This is a genomic window from Amycolatopsis sp. GA6-003, assembly GCF_046267895.1.
GTDB lineage: Bacteria > Actinomycetota > Actinomycetes > Mycobacteriales > Pseudonocardiaceae > Amycolatopsis.
Genome location: NZ_CP176499.1, coordinates 7,610,410 through 7,629,808, shown reverse-complemented (window position 1 = coordinate 7,629,808; position 19,399 = coordinate 7,610,410). Strand labels below are relative to the sequence as shown.

Annotated in this window: 16 protein-coding genes; 9 read left to right on the top strand and 7 right to left on the bottom strand. The window is 69.9% G+C overall.

Annotated elements, in window-relative coordinates:
* Nucleotides 1–130: 130 nt before the first annotated feature.
* Nucleotides 131–433, bottom strand: a complete 303-nt coding sequence (locus tag F9C12_RS34585; RefSeq protein WP_409467170.1) for a hypothetical protein — start codon at nt 431–433, stop codon at nt 131–133.
* Nucleotides 346–720 carry a hypothetical protein gene (locus F9C12_RS34580; RefSeq protein ID WP_409467122.1) on the bottom strand — a complete coding sequence of 125 codons (375 nt, stop codon included), beginning with the start codon at nt 718–720 and terminating at the stop codon, nt 346–348. The genes F9C12_RS34585 and F9C12_RS34580 overlap by 88 nt, the downstream gene beginning before the upstream one ends.
* On the opposite strand from F9C12_RS34580, the gene F9C12_RS34575 reads away from it, so the two are divergent.
* Both F9C12_RS34575 and F9C12_RS34570 read left to right on the top strand, forming a co-directional pair.
* Entirely contained in the window at nt 647–2,020 is a 1,374-nt protein-coding gene (locus F9C12_RS34575; RefSeq protein WP_409463214.1) for a hypothetical protein, read from the top strand. The genes F9C12_RS34580 and F9C12_RS34575 overlap by 74 nt on opposite strands.
* On the top strand, nt 2,017–3,567 hold the full coding sequence (locus tag F9C12_RS34570) for an acyl--CoA ligase family protein (protein WP_409463213.1): 1,551 nt from the start codon (nt 2,017–2,019) through the stop codon (nt 3,565–3,567). The genes F9C12_RS34575 and F9C12_RS34570 overlap by 4 nt, the downstream gene beginning before the upstream one ends.
* A 140-nt stretch (nt 3,568–3,707) precedes the next feature.
* On the opposite strand, the gene F9C12_RS34565 is transcribed toward F9C12_RS34570, so the two are convergent.
* Together F9C12_RS34565 and F9C12_RS34560 are read right to left on the bottom strand one after the other, a co-directional pair.
* Nucleotides 3,708–5,072 carry an NAD(P)/FAD-dependent oxidoreductase gene (locus F9C12_RS34565; RefSeq protein WP_409463212.1) on the bottom strand — a complete coding sequence of 455 codons (1,365 nt, stop codon included), beginning with the start codon at nt 5,070–5,072 and terminating at the stop codon, nt 3,708–3,710.
* A 273-nt stretch (nt 5,073–5,345) separates the two neighbouring features.
* A complete protein-coding gene (locus tag F9C12_RS34560) occupies nt 5,346–6,446 on the bottom strand; it encodes a helix-turn-helix domain-containing protein (protein WP_409463211.1) in 1,101 nt (366 codons plus the stop codon).
* A gap of 291 nt (nt 6,447–6,737) precedes the next feature.
* On the opposite strand from F9C12_RS34560, the gene F9C12_RS34555 reads away from it, so the two are divergent.
* From F9C12_RS34555 to F9C12_RS34530, 6 genes are all read left to right on the top strand, one after another.
* Nucleotides 6,738–8,618: an ATP-binding protein gene (locus tag F9C12_RS34555; RefSeq protein ID WP_409463210.1), complete on the top strand. Its 1,881-nt coding sequence runs from the start codon at nt 6,738–6,740 to the stop codon at nt 8,616–8,618.
* On the top strand, nt 8,615–9,253 hold the full coding sequence (locus tag F9C12_RS34550) for a response regulator (RefSeq protein ID WP_409185950.1): 639 nt from the start codon (nt 8,615–8,617) through the stop codon (nt 9,251–9,253). Before F9C12_RS34555 ends, F9C12_RS34550 begins: the two co-directional genes overlap by 4 nt.
* Nucleotides 9,254–9,525: 272 nt before the next feature.
* Entirely contained in the window at nt 9,526–11,133 is a 1,608-nt protein-coding gene (locus F9C12_RS34545; RefSeq protein WP_409463209.1) for a purine-cytosine permease family protein, read from the top strand.
* 37 nt (nt 11,134–11,170) lie between these two features.
* Nucleotides 11,171–13,246, top strand: a complete 2,076-nt coding sequence (locus tag F9C12_RS34540; protein WP_409463208.1) for a hydantoinase/oxoprolinase family protein — start codon at nt 11,171–11,173, stop codon at nt 13,244–13,246.
* A 1-nt stretch (nt 13,247) separates the two neighbouring features.
* A complete protein-coding gene (locus F9C12_RS34535; protein WP_409185947.1) occupies nt 13,248–15,008 on the top strand; it encodes a hydantoinase B/oxoprolinase family protein in 1,761 nt (586 codons plus the stop codon).
* Nucleotides 15,009–15,122: 114 nt separating this feature from the next.
* The gene (locus F9C12_RS34530; RefSeq protein ID WP_409463207.1) at nt 15,123–16,379 is read left to right on the top strand and encodes an aspartate aminotransferase family protein; all 1,257 of its coding nucleotides are present in this window, start codon (nt 15,123–15,125) and stop codon (nt 16,377–16,379) included.
* 6 nt (nt 16,380–16,385) lie between these two features.
* Here the strand turns inward: F9C12_RS34530 and F9C12_RS34525 are convergent, their stop codons facing one another.
* Nucleotides 16,386–17,063 carry a hypothetical protein gene (locus F9C12_RS34525; RefSeq protein ID WP_409467121.1) on the bottom strand — a complete coding sequence of 226 codons (678 nt, stop codon included), beginning with the start codon at nt 17,061–17,063 and terminating at the stop codon, nt 16,386–16,388.
* A gap of 119 nt (nt 17,064–17,182) precedes the next feature.
* Here F9C12_RS34525 and F9C12_RS34520 point away from each other — a divergent pair, with 119 nt between their 5' ends.
* Nucleotides 17,183–17,524 (top strand): hypothetical protein, encoded by a 342-nt coding sequence (locus F9C12_RS34520; protein WP_409185944.1) that lies wholly within the window; start codon nt 17,183–17,185, stop codon nt 17,522–17,524.
* A gap of 2 nt (nt 17,525–17,526) precedes the next feature.
* Here F9C12_RS34520 and F9C12_RS34515 read toward each other — a convergent pair whose 3' ends face one another.
* Together F9C12_RS34515 and F9C12_RS34510 are read right to left on the bottom strand one after the other, a co-directional pair.
* A complete protein-coding gene (locus tag F9C12_RS34515; RefSeq protein WP_409463206.1) occupies nt 17,527–17,928 on the bottom strand; it encodes a hypothetical protein in 402 nt (133 codons plus the stop codon).
* Between the two features lie 719 nt (nt 17,929–18,647).
* The gene (locus F9C12_RS34510) at nt 18,648–19,391 is read right to left on the bottom strand and encodes a DUF3558 family protein (protein ID WP_409463205.1); all 744 of its coding nucleotides are present in this window, start codon (nt 19,389–19,391) and stop codon (nt 18,648–18,650) included.
* Nucleotides 19,392–19,399 lie beyond the last annotated feature (8 nt).

The following is a 19,399-nucleotide window of genomic DNA, read 5'->3' as shown; positions in this document are numbered from 1 at the left end:
CGCGACCATACGAAAAGGTCTGGTCCGACATCACTCGACACCATCCGACACGTCAGGCAGCGAACTCTTAACCAGCGGGTTCGGGGTTCGAGTCCCTGATGGCGCACCCTCACTCCCCAGGTCTTGAGATTCATCGACCTGGGGATTTTGGTTTTCTGGAAGGTTTTCTTCCGGTTCTGGACTGTCCATTGTGGTCGTTGGCGAGCCCGAGGCTTCTCGCCGGCTGCCGCGGGATGATCGCCGCCGTCGCTTCCGCCGCCGCGGACGACACCTGAGGCAGAACCGGCGTGTAGGTATCGGAAGCGATGGTGATCGAGGAGAGTCGCAGCATCCGCTGCACCACCTTCATCTCCACCCCGCCGCCAACGCCAGCGTCGGCCAAATCGTGCAGCCGGATCGGCGGCACCCCCTGACGCGACAGCTCGTAGAACACGTCCGTGACATGCGCCGGGTAACCCTTGTCGTACCGGTAATACCCGGTCGCCGCGAAGACCCATCCCGCGCGAACCGTCTTCGTCGCGGTCTATCCCGTGACGGAATCGGCTGCCTCGACCGTGAGCGTCCACAGAGGACCAATCCGCCGAAGGTGTGCAGGTCCGCGTCCGAGCGGATGCCCGGGTAGCGGGAAAGATCCCACGTGCCGCCGATGTTGTCGCGGCCCTCCAACACGACGAGCGATTTTCCGGGCAGCTCCCGGCTGAAATACGCCGCCGCGCCGATCCCGGAGATGCCCGCGCCGATGACGACGACGTCGAACTCCTCGACCGCGTCCGACACCTCAGCTGTTATGTCTGCCTCCTCGCTGAGGAGGCTTCACTGTCGCCAGCCACGACTCCGGTCACAACGACAGCAGATACCCCCTGCGTCCGGATCGCACCGGATCGGCGACCGAACTGCCGCAGCGGGGCTCTCGAACCCTTGTGCAGTCGACACCGGGGTGATAGATGTTCCCCAGGGTTTACTGATACTAAACATCCCGGAGACGATCCTGCCGATTCCAGGCGGACAGGGAGTGCAGTTGAACAGTCGGACCGTCCTTGTGGGACTCGGCTCCGCCGGCCGGGCGATCGCCTCGTCCTTGCCGCAACGCGCCGAGGTCGAAGTCGTCGGAGCGGCGGACGCCGATCCCCGCCTCGCCGGTCAGGACCTCGGAATCCTGACCGGCCGCGCGGCGAACGGCATCTCCGTCGTGAGCGATCCCGCCGACCTGCCGAGCGCCGACCTCGCTGTCGTCGCGACCGCCTCGGAGCTGAACAAGGTCGCCGACACGCTGGTGCCGCTGCTCGAGCGTTCGTTCAACGTCCTGAGCATCTGCGAAGAGCTCGCCTGTCCATGGCGCAGTCATCCCGGCCTTGCCCGCATGCTCGACGACGCCGCCAAAGCCCATGGCGTGACCGTCGTGGGCGGCGGAGCGAACCCAGGCGTTCTGACTGCGTTGACCCAGCGGGCGAAGAGCGTGCGGATCCGCAGGCGGGCGAACATGCCGCGCTACGGCGCGATTCTCTCGAAGTTCTGTCTCGGCTTGACCGAGCAGGAGTTCGAGGCGGCTCGCGGCGAGGGCGTCGGCCACTACGGCTTCGAGCAAGCCGGCGCGTCGCTCGCGGACGGGCTCGGCTGGGATCTCGATTCCGTGGACGTGGGAGAGGTCAGCCCCGCGGTGGTCGCCGGCTCGCCGCGAGCGGGCGACCGTCGGCGCATCGAGCCGGGGCAGATCTCGGCCGTCGCTCATGCCGCCCGCGGAGTGCTGGGCGGCGAAACGGTGATCGATCTGGAGATCACGTTCGGCTTCTTCGCAGCGGGCGACGAGGTCTCGGCAGGCGACGATTACCGGATCGTCGGCGAGGAGCGGGTGAGCGATCTTCGTTCCTCCGCGGACTCCTTCCCTTCCACGGTCGCCGCGGCGGTCAACGCCGCCTCCGCGGTCGTGGAGGCGGAACGCGGCCTCCTGTCGATGGGCGACCTGCGGCCGCGCGCCGTCGCGGCCAAGGGAGAGCGACGAGAAGCCCGGATCGCGTTATGAGGCACGACTTTTCCGAGCTGAGCCCGGTTCGGTTCCTCGACCGGGCCGCCGCCGTGCACGCCAACCGGGTGGCCTGCGTCAACGGCGACGACGCGTACACCTACGCCGAACTGCACGCTCGGGCCCGCCAGCTGGCCGGCGCCCTCGCTGAACTCGGCCTCGCCGCTGGAGGACGCGTGGCGGTGCTCGCCCCGAACACGCTGGAGATGCTCGAGGCGCACTACGGCGTCCCGTACAGCGGCGGCGTCCTCGTCCCGCTGAACGCACGCCTGAGCGCCGCGGAACTCGCGTACATCCTCGCGCATTCCGGCGCCCAGATCCTGATCGTCGACGCAGCACTCGAAGGTTTGGGCCGCGAAGCGATCGAGCTGGCCGGCACCCCCGTCGTGGCGCTGGTGTCGGGCGTCGAGTACGAGGCGGCACTCGCCTCGGCAAAGCCCGGCCGCACGGAGCTTCCCGCCGAGAACAGCCCGATCGCGATCAACTACACCAGCGGAACGACCGGCAAGCCCAAGGGCGTCGTCTACACCCATCGCGGAGCCTACGTGCAAGCGCTCGCCATGGCGTTCCACTCGAGGATGTCGCAGGACTCGGTGTACCTGTGGACATTGCCGATGTTCCATTGCAACGGCTGGTGCTTCACCTGGGCAGTGACCGCGGTCGGCGCCGCTCACGTATGCCTGGAAAGAGTCGACGCCGACACCGTCTGGACCGCTGTCGCCCGGCACCGGGTGACGCACCTGTGCGCGGCCCCGACAGTGCTGTCGACGATCACCGCCGAACCTGATGACGCCGCCCGTCTCGACCGCCGCGTTTGGGTGGCCACCGGCGGAGCACCGCCGGCTCCGGCGCTGCTCTCACGCGCGCGCACTTGCGGCCTCGACGTCACGCACCTCTACGGGATGACGGAAACCTACGGTCCGGTCGTCGTCAACGAATGGCGCGCCGAATGGAACGAGCTGCCCGACGCCGAGCGCGATCGGCTCGCCGCCCGGCAAGGCATCGCCAACATCGTTTCCGAGCCGGTCCGCGTCGTGGACGCCGACGGCAACGACGTTCCCGCCGACGCCGCCTCGATGGGAGAAATCGCCGTCCGCGGCAACAATGTGTTCTCGCACTACTACCGCGATCCCGAGGCGTCGGCCGCGGCGTTCGCCGACGGCTGGTTCCGGACCGGCGACCTCGCGGTCCGGCATCCCGACGGCTACCTCGAGATCCGCGATCGCGCGAAAGACGTCATCATCTCCGGCGGAGAGAACATCAGCTCGATCGAAGTCGAGAAGGCGCTGCTGGAGCACGACGCGGTCTTCGAAGCCGCAGTGGTCGCCATGCCGCACGAGCACTGGGGCGAACGTCCGGTGGCGTTCGTGACGCTGCGCCCAGGCCATTCGGCCGGAGAATCCGACCTTCGCGCGCACCTGCGCGAAAGACTCGCCAAATTCAAGATTCCCGATCGATTCGAATTCGCCGACCTGCCGAAAACCGCCACGGGAAAGATCCGGAAAGGGGAGCTGAAGAAACAGCTGCGGGACATCCGGCCGCGATGACCCGCGAGCGCTGAGTTCTGTCCGCACAGGGCAGCCGCCGCACCAGGAGGGCGGCGGCTGCTTCGCACGACTCGGCGGTCTTGCCGTAGCGGGCGGCGATCTCACGCCGCCCGCTACAGATCAGGCACCGCCCGAAAGCTTCAGGAGTTCCCGCGCCCGCGACGACGGAGCACCCGTCGCGCCAGCGTCTTGCTGCCGTTGAAGAAGTCGTTGAACCGGTCGAGCCGCCACACGGCTCGGAGAACGAACGGCTGCAGCAGCAGCGACATCGACGGCGAGTACTTCGCGGTGTCCGACCAGATGCCGGCGAGGTCGTCCGGCATCTCGCCGTCGACGATGTAGTCGGCGAGCTGATGCGCCACGTACGGCACCTGACAGAGGCCGTGGCCGTTGCAGGCCATCGAGTAGAAGACGTTGCCGCCCACCTGCCCGGCGATCGACAGCCAGTCCGGGCTGATGCCGATCCACCCGCCCCAGGCCCGCTCGATGGCCACGTCGGACAGCGACGGGAACCGATTCGCCAGGTCCTTCCCCATGTCCTGCACGACAATGGGGTCCGGGACCCGGTCCGGGAGCGGAAAAGTCTGGCCACGCTGCGCTTGGCGCACCCCGCAGACGATGGTGTTGCGCTCGGTGAGCCGGTAGTGGGTCATCAGCTGGTGCTGGGTGATGATGCCGGACCGGCTGGTCCAGCCCAGCTCGGCGAGCCGCTCCGGCGCGATGGGTTCCGACTCGGCCTCGATGACGTACAGCGGTGTCGCGAGGTTCTTGGGCGTGATGTCCCACTCACCGCCGTAGACGTTGGTCGCGAGCACCACCTTGTTGGCCCGCACGGTGCCGTGCGGTGTCGTGATCTCGACGATGCGGCCGGTCCGCCGGACATCGCTCACCCGCGACTGCTCGAAGACCCTGGCCGAGGAGGCGAGCAGCGCGCGGCGCACTCCGCGAGCGAGCTTGCCCGGGTTCAGCATCCCGCCGATGGATTCCCGCATCCCGCCCACGAAGCCGGCGGGGAGGCCGAGTTCCTCCCGGCTGCCGACAGTCCCCTGCCCGCCGAAGGAGCGCAGGATCGCCGCCTGAGTGCGCACCCTGAGCATCATGAGGGGCGAGACCGCACCCCACACCAGGCCATTCGGCACATAGTCGCAGTCGATGTCGTGCCTTTTGATGAGGTCTTCCACGTAATGACCCGCGTGTTCGGCCAGCTTGACCATGACCGGCATCTTCTTCGGGGACTGGACGCTGAGCATCCGCAGGTCGCCACCCGGCGCCCCGGCGATCTGGCCGCCGTTGCGCGAGGCGGAGCCGTAGCCGCAGAACTCGGCCTCCAGCAGGACCACGTCCTGGTCACGCTCCGCGAGGCGCAGCGCAGCCGCCATGCCGCCCATGCCGCCGCCGATGACAGCGACGTCACAGGTGAGTTCACCGTCCAGCGCGGGCCGCACGTCGTCCGGCCGGTCGATCCAGCCGCTGAAGTTGCTGTATTTCGTGCCGTCGGTCCTCATGCTGTCCCGATTTCCTTCTAGGGGGTGTCTGCCCTGCTTCACGCTCAGCGCCAAGGCATGACGGTTGCCTCGTACCTCATTCTCGTCAGCCACGACCGCGGCGAAAACGACACTGAGCACCTGCTTCCGCGGGGGACGGTGCACGGTGCACCCGGCTCCGGCCGCGAGGAAACGCCATGACGGCTGAGGCGCCAGACACCGACGGCATCAGCAGTTCATGGCGACCTGTCACGCCACCGCGATCCGCCAAGCAAGTTCAGGTGAAGAGATCGCCTAGGACAGTTCGCGGGCGGCCCGAAGAAGCGGAGGCGACAGGACCCAGAGGATCTCGCTCACCGTCGTGCCGGGATTGTCGAATTGGTGAAATGTGTCGCCGGAAAACGACGTGGACACGCCAGCGGACAGCATCCGGGTCTCGCCCCCGACGATCAGGCGGGTGGAGCCGCGCAGCCCCAGCGCGAAAATCGTCGTGCCCTCGAGCCGATAGGGACCGCCGGTCCCCCCGCCGGGTTCGACCACCGAGCGGAAGACTTGAAAGGCGGTGCTGCCGGCGGGCGTGAGGACGTATTCGGCCACGCCTTCGCCGCCCATGTCGATCCGGCTTCCCCCGGTCGGAACCTCCTCCTCCGGGTAGGAGAACAGTTCGCCCACGCCGATCTGCAGCACGTCGCAGATGCGCAGCAAGGTCGGGACCGAGACGCTGGTGAGCCCGCGCTCCAACTGGCTCAGGAATCCCTTCGTGAGCTCTGCCCGCGTCGCGACGTCCGACAAGGACATCCGGCGGCCGAGCCTGATCTCCCGCAACCGTGCTCCGGTGGACGCCTCGAGCCCGGCCGCTCCGGTGCCGCCCTTCGGCATCTTGCTCACCCCCCGTCGAGGTCGCACGGTCGTCAGGCGACGTGCCGGATCGGCACGCCCCTCGTGTGCCCCGAGGCTAAGGCACGGATGGCCGAAGGCGGCTCGCGACCTCTCCGAAGAGACTGACCTCGGGAGACGCCCATGCGCGCAGTTCTTTTTCCGCGACCCGGATACGCCCGTCGAGCTCGTGGACGTCGGCCTGGCCGGTCCCCGGACGGGCGAAGTCCGGGTCCGCATCGCCGCCGCCGGGATGGCGAGAACTGCGTAAATCAACGGGAAAACCTGTGACAGCCAACCGATCCCGCTGACGGAAACACCGAAGTGCCGCGCGGCGTCCCCGGTCACCGACGCGTAGTTCACGAACAGCGACTGGCTCGCGGCCGCCAGAAGCCCATAGGCGGGGAAAACCGCCCAGCGACTCTTTTCGCGCTGATCAAGATGTGGCACCACCGTGGTGACGGCTTTGCGCCGAACCCGTTCCCGGCGCGGCGGGGCGTGCACCTGCGGCGACAGCACGACGCGCTCGCCGCGGAGAGGTCGGCACCTTCGGATTGCTTCCGTGCTGACACAACAGTGGAACCGCCACTGCGACGGAGTTGGCTTCGCGTAGATATCCGCCGCCTAACTCTTCGTCATCCGCACGAAAAACGCCCCTGCTCCTGCCTCGGGTGCGACGGCTCCACAACCTCCCGCGCGGCTACGCCGTCGAACGGTCCGCCGACGAACACGCCGACCTCATGGCAATCATCCGGCGACGTCATGGGCCGACGCGCCGCCGAAGTGCGCCTAGGATCTCCGGCTGTGGACGTGTCGCGCCGATCCAACGGGGTATCGCCGGCGGCCGCTGAGCTGGCTGAGCTCGCGGTCGCGCCGTCGTTGATCGTGCGCCACGGCCCGGACGGCGCCGAGGTTGTTGCCGCCAGCACGGCGTTCAGCGAGCTGCTCGGCCGTCCCGTTCCCACGGGTGCGTGCCTGAGCGAGCTGTTCCCAGAGCTGCCCGTCGACGCGCTCGCGTCCGGCAGCGGACCGCACAAGGTGTCTCTCGCCGGTGCTGGCGGCGATGTCGTCCAAGCGGTCCTGCGCGTCGATCGGTTGCGATCCGAAGAGTTCGCCGGGCTGGTGCTCGTCCAGCTCGACGTCGCCGCGTCGCGCTCCCGTGCGGATCGTGCGCTCTGGGAAAGCGAGCAGATGATGCAGGCGATCGCGGACGCGGTCGACGCGCTCATCTACCTCAAGGGGGCCGACGGGCGTTACCTGCTGATCAACAGCTCGTTCGAGAAAGCCACCGGGGTCCGCCGGGAGGACGTCGTCGGGATGACCGACGACGACATCTTCGGCGCCCGGCTCGGCCGTACCTATCACGCCAACGACCAGCGCGTTCTCGACGCGGCCAGAAGCATGATGTTCGAGGAGCCGGTCCCGGGAGACACGATCTACCTGTCGACGAAGTTCCCGCTGATCGGCGAGGACGGCCGGCCGTACGCGGTCGGCGGCATCTCGACCGACATCACCGACCGCAGCCACGCCGAGCAGGCCGTTCGCCTCGCTCGCGACGAGGCGGAGCGCGCCAACGCGGCGAAGACGGAGTTCCTGTCCCGGATGAGCCACGAGCTGCGCACGCCGCTCAACTCGATCCTGGGTTTCGGGCAGCTGCTGGAACTGGACCTGCGGGGCGAGCAGGCCGACCGGGCGCACCGCATCGTGCAGGCGGGCCATCACCTGCTGAACCTCATCAACGAGGTCCTCGACATCACCACCACCGAGCACGTCGGGCTCGACGTCGAGGTCGAGCCGGTCGGCGCGGTCGAGGCCTTCCAGGAGGCGCTGGTCCTCGTGCGGCCGCTGGCGGAGGCCCGCGGGATCACCCTCGCCCGGGACTTCCACGGGGGCCTCGACACCGCCGTCGTGGCCAACCGGCGCCGGCTCGCGCAAGTGCTGCTGAACCTGCTCAGCAACGCGGTGAAATACAACCGCCCGGACGGCATGGTGACCGCGTCCTTCCGCGCCGGCGAAGGACGGATCCGGTTCCTCGTCACCGACACCGGCCGAGGGCTGACCGCCGAAGAGACCGAACGGGTCTTCGCCCCCTTCGAGCGCCTCGACGCCGGCGGGACCGAGGTGGAAGGGACCGGCTTGGGCCTGACCCTTTCCCGCGCCCTGGCCGAGGCAATGGGCGGAAGGCTGGGGGTCGAGCGAGCGAAACCGGGCCGCGGAAGCGTGTTCTTCCTCGAACTGCCGATCGCCCCCGGCGTGCGGCCGCAGCACGACGCCGCGGACGCCGGGCCTGACGAGCCGCTCGCCGACCTGTCCTCGGTGCGCGTGCTCTACATCGAGGACGCCGACGCGAACGTCGAACTCGTGAGAGGGGTGCTCGAGCGGCAGCGCGTCGCCGAGCTGGCCTGTGCGAGGACCGCGGCCGACGGCGTCGCGCTCGCACGCGTGGCCCGGCCCGACATCGTCCTGCTGGACCTGCACCTCCCGGATGCCGACGGAGAGACGGTCCTCGCCCGGCTCCGTGCCCAGCCGGAGACGGCGGCGATCCCGGTTGTCGTAGTGTCGGCCGATGCGCTCGGGCCGCGCATCACCCGGCTCGCCGAGGCCGGGGCGGCCGCGTATCTGACCAAGCCCGTCGACCTGCGTGCGCTCGTCCGCACGATCAGCGAACTGACCCAGGAGAGCCGCGGATGAACCTGGTGCGGGTGTTGCTCGCGGACGACCACCCCGTCTATCGCGACGGGCTGGCCGCCCAGCTGGGAAGCCGTCCCGAAATCGAGGTCGTCGGCGTGTCGGGGGACGGCGTGGGCGCGCTCGAACTGCTTCGCCGGACCGAACCTGACGTCGCAGTGCTCGACCTCATGCTCCCCGGGGCCGACGGAATCGAAATCATCGAGCAGTGCGTCCGCGAGGGACTGCCGTCGCGATGCGTGATCGTCTCCGCCTACGAGGACAGCGCGACGGTCTACCGAGCCCTGGCCGCCGGCGCTCGCGCCTACCTGATGAAGGTCGTCTCCGGGGAAACTGTCGCCGAGACCGTTCTCGCGGTCGCCGGCGGGGCTACCGTCATCCCGCCCGAGCTGCAGACGGGCCTGGCCGAGGAACTCCGGCGACAGGCGCGGCGGCAAGAGCAGCCGCCGCTGACCGAACGCGAGCGCGACGTACTGCGGCTCGCCGCCGAGGGAACAGCGATCAAGGACATCGCCGCCGAACTCTTCGTCGGCGTGACGACGGTCAAGACTCACCTTCAGCACGCCTACGAGAAGCTCGGCGTGAACGATCGGGCGTCAGCGGTGGCCGCGGCGATCCGGCGCGGCCTGCTCGACTGATCCCCTGGCACCGGCTGCCTGGAGGATGCCTTCCTCCTCCGGACAGCCGGAGCGATCTCCTCCCGAAGACCGTCCGCCGGGATGACCCAGGTCACAACGGCCGCTCGTAGCGTTGTCCGCGGTGATCGACGGCACGCCCACCCCCAGCGGCCCGGTCGCCGGAACCGCATGCGCCGGTTCGCAGCGTCGCCGCCTAGTCGACGGCGGCCCGTCCGGTCGTGTCCGCCGCGGCCCGCCCGCAACGGACGACCATGGCCATCCGAGGACTGCTCATGTCTGCCGATTCCTTCCCGGAGACCGAACACTCCGTCAGACCTCCGCTCCAGATCACCCGCACCGACGACCCCGCAGTGGTCAAGCAGGCCGCGACCCAGGACTACGCGACCCATGTCGTGCCGCTGACCGGCCGGGCAGGCCGCACGTCGCTGTCGATGGCCTGGCTGGCGACCTTCAGCGCGATGTTTTGGCTCTACGTAGCGGTTTCGGTGGCCCAAGCCGTCGGCCGCGCGAACGCCGTCATCGGCATGGTCCTCGCCTCAGTGGTCTTCGGACTCGTTCAGGCCGTACTGGTCCGCTACGCCATCCGTTCCGGGCTCACCGTCGCTCTGCTGTCGCGGCGCCTGTTCGGTTACCTCGGCGGCGGCCTCGCCCCGCTCCTGCTCGGCGCCACCGCGATCTACTACGCGGTCTTCGAGGGCTCGGTGATCGCGGTCGCCCTGCAGCGGTGGTTCGCACCGGCCAGCGACATCCGCGTCTGGTACGCGATCGTGGTCCTCTACGCCGTCCCGCTCGTGATCGGCGGAGTCCAGCGCTGGCTCGACCGGCTCAACGGAGTGCTGCTCCCCCTCTATCTCGCCGGGCTGGTCGCACTGGTGCTCGCCGCCGGCGTCCAGCACGGATTCGCGTCCGGCCTGGCCGCCACGCCGACGCCGGCCGGGCTCGCGCTTCCCGGCTGGGTCACCGCCTTCATGGTCTACATGGGGACCTGGGTCGTGATGATGTTCGCCGTCGACTACGCCCGCCTGGGACGCCCGGCGGACGCGCGGTTCCACTCGCGGGTCACCTTCGGAATCCCTTACTACTTGGGCACCTTCGTGCTCAACGGCGTCATCGGCATCTTCGTGACCACCGCCGTCCTGCCCGGGCGGGCGGCCTCGGAGACCGGTGTCATCGACGCGGTGCTCGGCACCCTCGGCGTCGCCGGGCTGGTGTTGATCCTCGTCAGCCAGACCAGGATCAACACGGCGAACTACTACGTCGCCTCGACGAACCTGGAGGCCTTCGGCGAACGAGCCCTGCGGCTGCGCTGGCCCCGGATCGCCTGGTCGGTGATCGCCGGCGTGATCGTCTTCGCCTTCATGCTCACCGACGTGCTGTCCTCTCTGCTGACCGCACTGGCGTGGCAGGGCGTGTTCGTCGTCGCCTGGGTCGCCATCGCCCTCGCCCACATCGCGCTGGCCCGAGGGGACCGCGACGGCGTCCCCGAGTTCCGCCCCGGACGGCTCCGCAACGTGCTGCCCGGCCTCGCGGCCTGGCTTCTCGCATCGCTGACCGGGATCGTGCTGACCGAATTCGGCCGTCCCGGCGCCTGGTACACGACTCTCGCGCCGGCGATCACCTGCATCCTCGCCGCGCTCCTGTACGCCGTCGGGTTGCGGGTCGGACGGTCGCCGTTGCTGCGTCGCGGCGACGACCCGCGCGACGAGGTCGACGACGCCTGGGGCGCCCGGATCCGGTGCCACGTCTGCCGGCTCTCCTACACCGCCATCGAGATGGACCGCGACCCGTCCGCCGGCCTGGCCGCGATCTGTGCGGGCTGCGCCGCGGAATCCGCCGACTTCGTCCGCGCCGCCCGTCGCGCCGGCGAACGCACTGCCTGACCGGCCGCTCCGAACACCTGCTGAAAGGACTGGACCAGTGCCCTACAAGATCACCGTCGACACCGGCGGCACCTTCACCGACGTGGTCGTGACCGACGACGACGGCCGCCTCACGATCGGCAAGGCGCCGACCCGCGAGCGAGCCTTCGACGGCGTGCGCGGAGGCGTCGAGGTCGCGGCTGCCGAATTGGGCATCACCGCCGAGCAGCTGCTCGCGGACACGGCCGTGTTCGTCTACTCGACGACCCGCTCGACCAACGCCATCCTCGAGGGCCGCACCGCCCGCACGGCGCTGCTGGTCACCGAGGGATTCCCGGACATCCTGGTGCTGCGCGAGGGCGGCAAGCACGACGGATTCGACCTCAGCGTGCGCTATCCCGAGCCCTACGTGCCCCGCGCGCTCACCCGCGAAATCCCGGAACGCATCGATTCCGAGGGCGACGTCGTGCGGCGCCTGGACGAGGACGCGGTCCGGGACATCCTCCGCCGGCTGCGCGCGCAGAACGTGGAAGCCGTCGCGGTCTGCCTGCTCTGGTCGATCGTCAACGGCGCGCACGAACGCCGGGTCGGCGAGCTGGTCTCCGAGGAGCTGCCCGGGGTCCCCTACACGCTCTCGCACGAGGTCAACCCGATCGTCCGGGAGTACCGGCGAGCCTCGACCGCCGCGATCGACGCCTCTCTCAAACCGATGATGAGCGCGCACCTGTCCGCCATTGCCGAGGATCTCGCCGCCGCCGGGTTCCGCGGGGAACTCATGGTCGCGACCTCGTTCGGCGGCGTGCTGCACCTGCCCGACGCCGCGGCCCGGCCCGTAGACACCGTCCGCTCCGGGCCCTCGATGGCCCCGGTGGCGGGGCTGACGTTCGCCCGCGCCGAGAACGACCGCCGCGACGTGATCGTCTGCGACACCGGCGGGACGAGCTTCGACGTCTCGCTCGTCCGGGCCGGGGCGGTCGCCTTCACCAACGAGACCTGGCTGGGCCCGAAGTATCTCGGGCACCTGACCGGAACGGCCTCGGTCGACATCCGCTCGATCGGATCCGGCGGCGGCTCGATCGCGTGGGTCGACGACGGCGGGCTCCTGCGCGTCGGCCCGCGCAGCGCGGGCGCCGATCCCGGCCCGGCCTGCTACGGCCGCGGCGGAACCGAGCCGACCGTCAGCGACGCCGCGTGCGTCCTGGGCTACCTCGACCCGGACACGTTCCTCGGCGGCCGCATGCCGCTCGACCGCGCCGCCGCCGACGCCGCGGTCGACGGACTCGCCGCGACGCTCGGGCTCAGCCGGGAGAAGACCGCGGAGTCCGTCCTGACCGTCGCGAACGAGCACATGGTCGGCGCGATCCAGGACATCACCATCAACGAGGGCGTCGATCCCGCGCGGGCGCTGGTCGTCGCAGGCGGTGGAGCCGCCGGTCTGGGAATCGCGGCGATCGTGCGCGCGCTCGGCTGTTCCTCGGTGCTGATGCCGCGATCGGCCGGCGCGCTCAGCGCGACCGGCGGGCAGTTCTCCGACATCGTCGCGGAGTTCACCGCCAGCCAGTTCGCCGACACCAGGGCCTGGGACTTCGAGGCGGTGAACAGCGTCCTCAAAGGACTCGACGAGCGCGCGGACGAGTTCGCCGCCGGACTGCGCGAGCGCGGCATCGACGGCATCGCCGTCGACCACCTCGTCGAGGCCCGCTACGCCTACCAGGTCTGGGAACTGGAAGTACCGGTCGGCGCCCAGATCGACGACGCCGACGGCCTGGCCGCGCTCCGGCAGGCCTTCGACGAGGCCCACGAGCGCGTCTTCGCGGTGAAGGAGCCCGGTGCGCCGGTGGAGTGCCTGACCTGGAAGGCACGGCTGCGCGCCCCGGTCGGAAGCCGCGCGGTCGCCGCGGTCACCGACCGCCGCGACGGCCTCGAAACCGTCCGCGCGGGCGCGGACCGCGTCAAACCCGCCTACTTCGACGGCGCCTGGCACGACACGACCGTCGTTGCCGGTGGGTCGCGCCCGCCCGGCACGGTCCTCGCGGGCCCGCTCATCGTCGAGGAACCGACCAGCACCCTCGTCGTGCCGCCTGGCGCCCGCCTGCACATCACGTCCGCCGGCAACTACCTCGTGGAGGTCTGACATGACATCCGGGAACCTCGACCCCGCTCAGATGGCGGTCATCGCCAACCGGCTCGACACGATCGTCCGCGAAATGACCAGCACGCTGCTGCGCGCCGGCCGCTCCTCGGTCATCGCCGTCGCACGGGACTTCTCCTGCTCGATCGTCACCGGCGAGGACGAACTGCTCGCCTCCGCCGAAGGTCTGCCGGTGCACATCTTCGGCGCGCATCTGCAGACCGCCGAACTGCGCCGCCGGCACCCCGACCTCCGCGACGGCGACGCCTACCTGGACAACGATCCCTACGTCGGCGGCTCGCACCACGCCGACCACACGATCATGGTGCCGGTGTTCGTCGGCGACACGCACCTCTTCACCGCCGTCGCCAAGTCCCACCAAGCCGACATCGGCAACAGCATGCCCACGACCTATTTCGCGATGGCGAAGGACGTCTACGAGGAAGGCGCCCTCAACTTCCCGTGCGTGCAGGTCCAGCGCGACCGCGAGGACATCTCCGACGTCATCGAGATGTGCCGCAGGCGGATCCGGGTGCCCGACCAGTGGTACGGCGACTACCTCGCGACGCTGGGCGCGGCACGGACCGGCGAACGCCGGCTCAAGGAACTCGTCGACGCCTACGGCCTGGAGCTGATCCGGCAGTTCGTCGCCGAATGGTTCGACTATTCCGAGCGCCGGATGACCGCGGCGATCTCGGCGCTGCCGTCCGGGCGCTACGTCCGGCGCGGGCAGCACGACAGCGTCGGGCCGCTGCCCCCGATCCCGCTCAAGGTGGACCTGACAGTGGACGCGGAGGCCGGACGGGTCACCATCGACCTGCGCGACAACCCCGACTGCGTTCCGGCCGGACTGAACATGACGCGCTCGACGGCGACGAACATGGCGATCGCCGGGCTGTTCAACAACATCGACCCGACCGTGCCGCACAACGCCGGGGCCTTCCGCCGCGTCGAGGTCCTCCTGCGCGAGAACTGCGTCGTCGGGATCCCCCGGCACCCGACCTCCGCCTCCATGGCCACCACGAACGTCGCGGACCGGCTGGTCAATCTCGCCCAGTCGGCCCTCGGCGAAGCCGGCACCGGCCACGGCGTCGCCGAGGGCGGCACCGGGATGGGCCCGGGCATGGGCGTCATCTCCGGGACCGACTGGCGGACCGGCATGCCGTTCGTGAACCAGATGTTCGTCGCCAACAACGGCGGACCCGCCTCGCGGGACTGCGACGGGTGGCTGACCTGGATCCTGCCGGTCTGCGCCGGCCTGCTGTACCGGGACTCGATCGAGATCAACGAGCAGAAGTACCCGGTCCAGTTCGACTACGTCCGCCTGCTCCCCGACTCCGGCGGACCCGGGAAGCACCGGGGGGCCAACGCGATGGAGCTGGCCTACACGGCCCGAGGGAACCCGGTCGATGTCGTGTGGACGCTCGACGCTCACGAATCGCCGCCGAACGGCATCCACGGCGGCGGGCCCGGCGCCACGGCCGCGGCCGCGCTCCGCCACGCCACCGGCGAGGTCACCGAACTTCCGGGCACCGGCGCGATCGCGCTCCAGCCGGGCCAGTACGTGCTCAACACGACCGCCGGCGGCGGCGGATTCGGCGACCCGCGCTCCCGCGACGCCGACGCGGTCCTCCACGACGTCGCCGAGGGCTACGTCAGCCGCGACGCCGCGGCAGAGGTGTACGGCGTGGTCATCGTGGGCGAGCAGCCCCGGGTCGACCACGAGGCGACACAGCGACGGCGGGCCGCGCTGGGAGCAGGGTGAGCGCCGCGCCGTGGCCAACGACCCTCGCGGGATCGCTGTTGGCCACGGCGCGACCCACTTCGACTCCGATCTCGGCGCTTGCTTCGGTCTCGACTCCCGAGGAGGGATTTCCTGATGGCACTGGAAAGTTCACGCCTGGCCTTTGCCCGAGCCCAGCGCAGCGTCGGCGGCGGGGTGGCGTCGGTTCTGCGCCTCGCGATGCGGCCGCATCCGCTCTACGTCCGCGAAGCACGCGGTGCGCACGTATGGGACCTCGACGGCGACCGCTACGTCGACTACGTGATGGCGTGGGGACCGATGCTCCTCGGCCACGGCGACCCCCGCATCGTCGAGGCAGCGTGCGCGGCCGCGGCCCGGATGCAGGTCGTCGGCACCGGCCACGAACTCGAATACCTCGCCGCGGAGGCGGTCCTGGACGCGGTGCCGCACGGGGAGCGGCTGCTGTGGAGCAACACCGGCACCGAGGCCGTCCAGGTGGCGTTGCGTCTGGCGCGGGCGGCGACGGGGCGGCGGCGGGTGGTGAAGTTCGCCAGGAGCTACCACGGCTGGCACGACAGCGTGTACGCCGGTCTTGCCGAGTCCGACGTCGACCGGGCTCCCGCACCGGCGTCCAAGGGCCAGACGCCCAGCGTGCTCGACGACCTCGTCGTGGCGCGCTTCAACGACGTCGCGATGGCCGAACGCCTGCTCGCCGAAGCCGCGGAACGCGACATCGCGGCGGTGCTCGTCGACCCGATCATGAGCAACGGCGGCGTCGAAGCCCCGTCGGCGGACTTCCTGCCCACGCTCCGGTCCCTGTGCGACCGCCACGGCGTCGTCCTCGTCTTCGACGAGGTGATCGCCGGGTTCCGGATCGCCCGGGGCGGCGCCGCCGAGAAATACCGCGTGCACCCGGACCTGTCCGTGTTCGGCAAAGCCGTCGCCGGAGGATTCACCCAAAGCGCCGTCGTCGGACGCGCGGACTTGATCGACCAGGTCACCACGGGTGTCGTCCACGCCGGGACCTTCAACGCCAATCCCGTCGCGTTGGCCGCGGTCGAGGCGACCATGCGCGCGCTCGCCGACCCCGAGGTCTACGAAACCCTCGAACGCGTTTCCTCGGAGTTCGAGCGCGCCGTCGGCTCCGTGCTCGCTTCCGCGCCGGGCCGGGGCAGCCTCAACCGGGTCGGCTCGCTCCTGCAGTACGTCCCCGACGGCGCCGCCACCGGCCTGCACGGAACCGGTGGCCTCTGGGGCCTGATCCTCGACGGGATGCTGCGCCGAGGCTTCCTGTTCCTGCCCTCGGGAAAAATCTTCCTTTCCGCCGCCCACACCCCAGCCCACATCGAGGCGACCGCGGAGGCGCTCGACAAGGTGCTCCGCCGGCTGTAGCTCCGCCTATCTTGAGAAAGGGCCGCGGATGCCGCCGTCGTTGTCGATCTGCACCGCCCTGGCCGAAACCGGCCGAGCCATGCCGAGCTCGCTGGTCCTCGCGTATCCGGCGACGTCGAATGTCCAATCCGGACCGTCGTGGGAGGTATTCGAGTTCGGTCGCCGACCGCTGGGCACGTACGTCCACAGTAGACGGACTTGCCCGCGGTCAGCGCATGGACATCCCGCCGTCGAGCGCGAGCGTCGTGCCGGTGACGTAGCCGGACGCGGGCGAGCCGAGGAAAGCATCGCCGCGTCCAGCTCGTGTTGTTCTCCCCTCCGGGCGAGCGGGCTCGTGGAGCGGATGAACTCCGCCAGCCCCTCGCTCGGCACTTCCGCGGTCATCTCGCTCTGGAAGCAGCCCGGCGCGAGCGCGTTGACGCGATTTCCCTTGCGGCCCGACCACTGCTGGGCCCGGCCTTGCTCGCGGCGTACGCGGCTTGCGGGACATAGGATTTGATCAGCCCCAGCACGCTGGCGACGTTCACGATGCTCGACCCCGGCCCCATCGCGCGGCCGCAACTCAGCGCTGCCCAGCTTAAGCCGGACGCTCTCACCCGGCCCCACGCTGCGAAGATCGAACGGCGTGTCCCGTTCCCACTCGTCCGCAGCATTCTTCGCCGGGCAAGCCAGCACTCCACGCACTGAGGCCTCGGGATCTTTCCCGTTGTCCACCAACGTCGGCGTGAAGACCAGCCGGCTCGGAATCGGCAGCGTCCAAGAAACCGGCGCCAATCCTGCGGCTGCTGCTCACCTCCTGCGTGGTGACGTTGGCGCTGAAGACGGCCGAGCCGATCCTGGCGGGCAGCACGGGAAGGCGCGGCGACACCGCAAGCGATGATCTGCGCGGGCAGGTCGATCAGTTCGGAGTGCTCGCACCACGGGCGCACGGTGATCGCGACGTGCCCGCCGGGGCGCAGCACGGCCGCACACCCGGTGAGGATGCGGGTGGACCCCGCCAGCAGGCGGTGGTGGCCGACATTGGCGAGGTTGCCGCGGTCGAGCGCGTTGCCGTAGCGGTGGTGGTACTTGTGCACCTTGCCGTCGCCGCTGGGTCGCCGGCGGTGACGGCTTGCCCGTGCGTGGACGGCCCGCGCGGGGGGTGAGGTCACCACGAGCGCGACCTGCCCGCGGTGCCGGCCGGCAGGAGGTGCGGCAGCTGGCGCGCGTCGCCGTGCACGACCTCGGCGTCGTGAACGTGGCCACGTTCGCGCGCGAGCTCGAGGTTGGCGCGGGTGACGGCGACCCCATGCGGCTCGTAGTCCAGGCCGACCGCGCAGGTCGGTCGTGCCGGTGTCGCCGAGTGCGTCGATGAGCGCACGTTCTGCCAGGTCACCATCGAGATCAACGACCAACGGACCGTGGACGTCTCCATCGGCCTCAGCGCAGGCGAAAAGGCGAGACCGAGCAGTCCGCGGGCCAGAACTTGAAGATCGACTACGGGCAACTGCAGGACTTCGGCGACGGCAACGTCGACATCAGCTCGCAACCGAAGGAGCCGGTCGACCACTGGGCTGGCCCGGACAATCCCCGCCAGCGCAGCAGCGGCCGCCAGGCATCCGTGGCAGCTCCGGGCACCAGCGGGCCGGTGCAATCGTTCGCTCCCCCTCCGCCACCGTCGGCTCCGGCGCAGCACCACTCGCCGGCCACCGACGAGGCTGGGCTGCCGCGCTGTCAGCCTGCGGGTGTTCCCGGCGACGGGACAACCACAGCCGGATGGACACCGCCGGCATACGAGCGCCAGACCGGGCCGGCTGGGTGCCTCCCACGCCGCCGAGCACCGGCGCAAGCGGCAACCCGTCGCCGGGATACGTCGCTGGCTTCGGCCCCACGGGCGGATGTGGGCCCACCGGCGGCCTGCGCGGAAACGGCCCGGGCGGTCTCGGCGGGAGCACGGGCGGCAGGGCCGGCGGGTCCGCCGGACCGGGCGCAGGCTCCGGTGCAGCCGAAGAGCCCGTCGCCCGCGGAGGCGCGAACTCCGCCGCGGCCCGAGGCGCGGCCGGTGCCTCCCCTGGCCCGGCTCACGCAACTCGCCCGGTGGTTCGCCTCACGTGAAGCTGCGACAGCTGCTGACTGAGCACAGGCAGCGACCCACGCGAGCAGGCACGCTCTGCCTTCCTTTCGCGGGGTTCACCGCTCCGTCCTTCAGCTTCTTCACTGCCGTCTTGTTCACCTGTATGGCACGCCCTCGCTGAGCGACAAGACCCCCTGTCGACCACAAGAAGTGCCTCAGGACGTGATCGGTGAACTCGATTGTTCGTCGAGCAGGCGTTGATCGCGAAGCCTCTGAACCACAGTCCCGCCGATGGTCTTGAGGCGCTTGCAAGCAGTGTCGGCAGTATCGGGGGGCCGGTAGGTCACGCTGATCTCGACGGCGGCCGGCTCCGGGACGAGGACCTGCGCGCCGCACGTGGGCCTGTCAGTGCGCTTGGCCATGATGACTTTCTTTCCGCCGAGGTCCACGTCGGTGCCGACCAGCGAGGGGTAGTTCTCGCTGAAGTCGACGAGCATCTCGCGGTCCCACCGGACGAGGATGCCGACCGCGAAAGCACCCGAGGTCCAAAAGCAGTTGCGGGAGTTCGGTTCGGTGCTCGTCGGTTCGTGCACGAGTCCGTTGGCGGTCGCGACGGATTGATCGAGGAACGAGCATGGGTCGGCGTCCCGCAGGGTCGCCGGAGCCGAGCTCGCGCTCACCGCTGGTGTCGTGCTCGGCGCCGGTGTGCCGCTGCAACTGCTCACGGTCGCGGCAACCAGGGTCCCCGCCAGGACCACGATGCCAACTCGCCACATGGTGCTACAGCCGCACGTCATGAACACCCGCTCCTTCGTCGTGCGATCGGCGCTGCCGCGGCCAGGGTCCCCGATGCCGCCGGGACCGGTCCCGGTCGAGCCGCGGGCCCAGTGGTCGGTCGGCGGAAGCGCGTGATCGGCTGGCAGGCGCGCCCGAACGCCGATCGGGGTGCGCTCTGGCACCGAACAGG